The following is a 2688-nucleotide window of genomic DNA, read 5'->3' on the forward strand; positions in this document are numbered from 1 at the left end:
GCACCCGCGCCCGCTCCGCCCGCGCCAGCCCCGGTGACACCGGCTTCGGCCAACGCCGCGTACCTCAAGAACCCGGCGCCGGAGTACCCGTCACTGGCGCAGCGTCGCGGTTGGGAAGGCACGGTTTTATTGCGGGTGCATGTACTGGCCAGCGGTAAGCCGGGCGAAATCCAGGTCCAGAAAAGCAGCGGTCGCCAGCAACTCGACGACGCCGCACTGACCGCCGTGAAGCGGTGGAGCTTCGTGCCGGCCAAGCAGGGCGATGTGGCCCAGGACGGCTGGGTCAGCGTACCGATCGACTTCAAGATTCACTAACTATTGCGCTGCGGTGTGCAGCACACGCCGCGACTTGTACAGAGGGAAAACATCATGGCATTAGCATCTCCACTTGAATCCATCGAAAGCGCGGTGATCTGGCTGCTGGTGGTCTTTTCGGTCGCCACCTGGGGCCTGGCCCTGCTCAAGGGCGTGCAGTTCGGTCGCCTCAAAGCGCAGGATCGCAAGTTCCACAAACAGTTCTGGGCGGCGTCGAGCCTCGACTCGGCTGCCGAGTTGGCCGAAACCCAGCCCGGCGCCGCTGCCCGTGTGGCCCAGGCCGGTTACGCCGCGATCCAGGTCGGGGAAGCGCCGCACGCGGCCGACCTGAGCCAGGCGATCAACCACCAGGACCGCCTCGAGCGTGCCCTGCGCCAGCAGATCGTACGTGAGCGCCGGTCCCTGGAAACCGGCCTGGCCGTGGTCGCCAGTATCGGCAGCACCTCGCCGTTTATCGGCCTGTTCGGCACCGTGTGGGGGATCATGGAAGCGCTCAAGGGCATCAGCGCCGCCGGCTCCGCCAGCCTTGAAACCGTGGCCGGCCCCATCGGTGCCGCCCTGGTTGCCACGGGCGTGGGGATCGCCGTCGCGGTGCCGGCGGTGCTGGTCTACAACTACTTCCTGCGTCGCCTGAAGCTCACGGCGGCGGACCTGGATGACTTTGCCCACGACTTCTACAGCCTGGCGCAGAAAAACTCCTTCCGTGTGCTGCTGCATCCTGCCCTGACTAAACATGCGCCGGGTAACCCGCAAAAAGTGAAGGAGGCGTCCTGATATGGCCTTCTCCACGCAAGACAGTGATGAGGTACTGAGCGAGATCAACGTCACGCCCCTGGTGGACGTGATGCTGGTGCTGCTGGTGGTGTTTATCGTCACCGCGCCGCTGTTGACCAACGCGATCCCGATCAACCTGCCCAAGACCGAGGCCGTAGCCCCGGTGGAGCAGAAGGACCCGCTGGTGGTGAGCATCGACGGCGCCGGCAAACTGTTCATCAACAAGGACGAAATCCAGCCGGACCTGCTGGAATTCAACCTGCAGGCGGCCAAGGCCAAGGACCCCGATGTGCGGGTGCAACTGCAGGCTGACGATGGTGTGAACTACGGCGAAGTGGCGCGAGCCATGGCGTCTATCGAGCGCGCGGGGATTACCAAGCTGTCGGTGATTACCGCACGTTAGTTGCAAAAGCCTCGACAATTTTTTGGCCGTTTCCTTGGCAGGGTGCGGCCTTTTTTTTGGTTCATCACGGATTACCGGGAAAGACGCTCTTGATCTTCATGAAGAAGAATTCGCTATCCCGGTAACCGTACGCCATCCGTTTGATGACCTTTATTCGATTGTTTATTCCTTCCAACTGACCGGTGTGCATCGGCCAGCGAACCCGACTGACGATGCCCCGCCAATAACCCTTTAGCCGTTTGGCAAACTGGATCAGAGCCGGTATTTCACTTTCATATGCATGGCGCAGCCATTGCTTCCAGGCCGATCTCCAGGTCCAGGCAGTGCTCGGTGTCCAGAGCGTTTTGAGTTCAGCCTTCATCAAATAAACTGTCATCAGCGATTGGTTGGCCTCCAATAAATCCTGCAAATGGACCTGTTGTTCCGGCGTTTTCAGGTTCTGTGGGTTACGCAGCAACAGCCATCGTGCCTGCTTGATGACCTTGCGAGCCGGCTTGTTATGACGCAGCCGATTAGCTTCGTCGACGCGGACCCGATCAATCACCTCTCGGCCATATTTGGCCACCACATGGAAAAGGTCGTAGACCACTCGCGCTTTCGGGCAATGCTGGCGAACCTCCAGATCAAAAGCAGTATTCATGTCCATCGCCACCGCTTCGATTCGAGCGCAGCCCTCCGGCCCCAGCTCCTCGAAGAACGGCCTGACTGCCGCTCGGCTACGGCCTTCACCGATCCACAGCACTCGTCGTGTATCGGCATCCAGCACAACGCTGGCGTAACGATGACCTTTGAATAACGCGAACTCGTCCATGATCAGGCGTCGTGGTTGCGCCTTCGGCAACTCACTCAACACCGCCTGCAAGGCTCGACGCTCCAGCAACCGAACAGTGTCCCAATGCAGTCCAAACATCTGGGCCACGTGCAGGGTGGGAAGGCGCTCGCAGGCCTGAATGACCGCCTCGGCCAAGCGGCGCGTCATGCGGGCATAGCGATCCAGCCAACTGACGGCCTCCATGCGTTTTCCACAGTCGCGGCAGCCAACACGCCTGAGCAAAATGCTGAGGCGCACCGCGCGACCGAGAATGGGCAGATCACGAACGGTTCGCTCGCAATACTCATGAGTGGTTGAACAAGGTTTTTGGCAGCCGCCGCAGGAAGGGAATCGGGTGGCGTGGGGAATCAGATCGATCTTTAGA

Annotated in this window: 4 protein-coding genes; 3 read left to right on the top strand and 1 reads right to left on the bottom strand. The window is 60.7% G+C overall.

Annotation, left to right across the window (positions count from 1 at the left end):
* The 3 genes from BFQ01_RS01440 to BFQ01_RS01450 all read left to right on the top strand — a co-directional run.
* Positions 1-315, top strand: a 315-nt coding sequence (locus BFQ01_RS01440) for an energy transducer TonB (protein ID WP_141691234.1), incomplete at its 5' end; no start/stop codon positions are given.
* Between the two features lie 54 nt (positions 316-369).
* The gene (locus tag BFQ01_RS01445; protein WP_027607855.1) at positions 370-1089 is read left to right on the top strand and encodes a MotA/TolQ/ExbB proton channel family protein; all 720 of its coding nucleotides are present in this window, start codon (positions 370-372) and stop codon (positions 1087-1089) included.
* A 1-nt stretch (position 1090) separates the two neighbouring features.
* Positions 1091-1492 (top strand): ExbD/TolR family protein, encoded by a 402-nt coding sequence (locus BFQ01_RS01450; protein WP_010565408.1) that lies wholly within the window; start codon positions 1091-1093, stop codon positions 1490-1492.
* A 64-nt stretch (positions 1493-1556) separates the two neighbouring features.
* Here the strand turns inward: BFQ01_RS01450 and BFQ01_RS01455 are convergent, their stop codons facing one another.
* Positions 1557-2681, bottom strand: coding sequence for an ISL3 family transposase (locus tag BFQ01_RS01455; protein WP_083244914.1), 1125 nt, complete (start codon positions 2679-2681; stop codon positions 1557-1559).
* Positions 2682-2688: the final 7 nt, after the last annotated feature.

The sequence above is a fragment of the Pseudomonas sp. 8 R 14 genome (genome assembly GCF_900005955.1).
Taxonomy (GTDB): domain Bacteria; phylum Pseudomonadota; class Gammaproteobacteria; order Pseudomonadales; family Pseudomonadaceae; genus Aquipseudomonas; species Aquipseudomonas marginalis.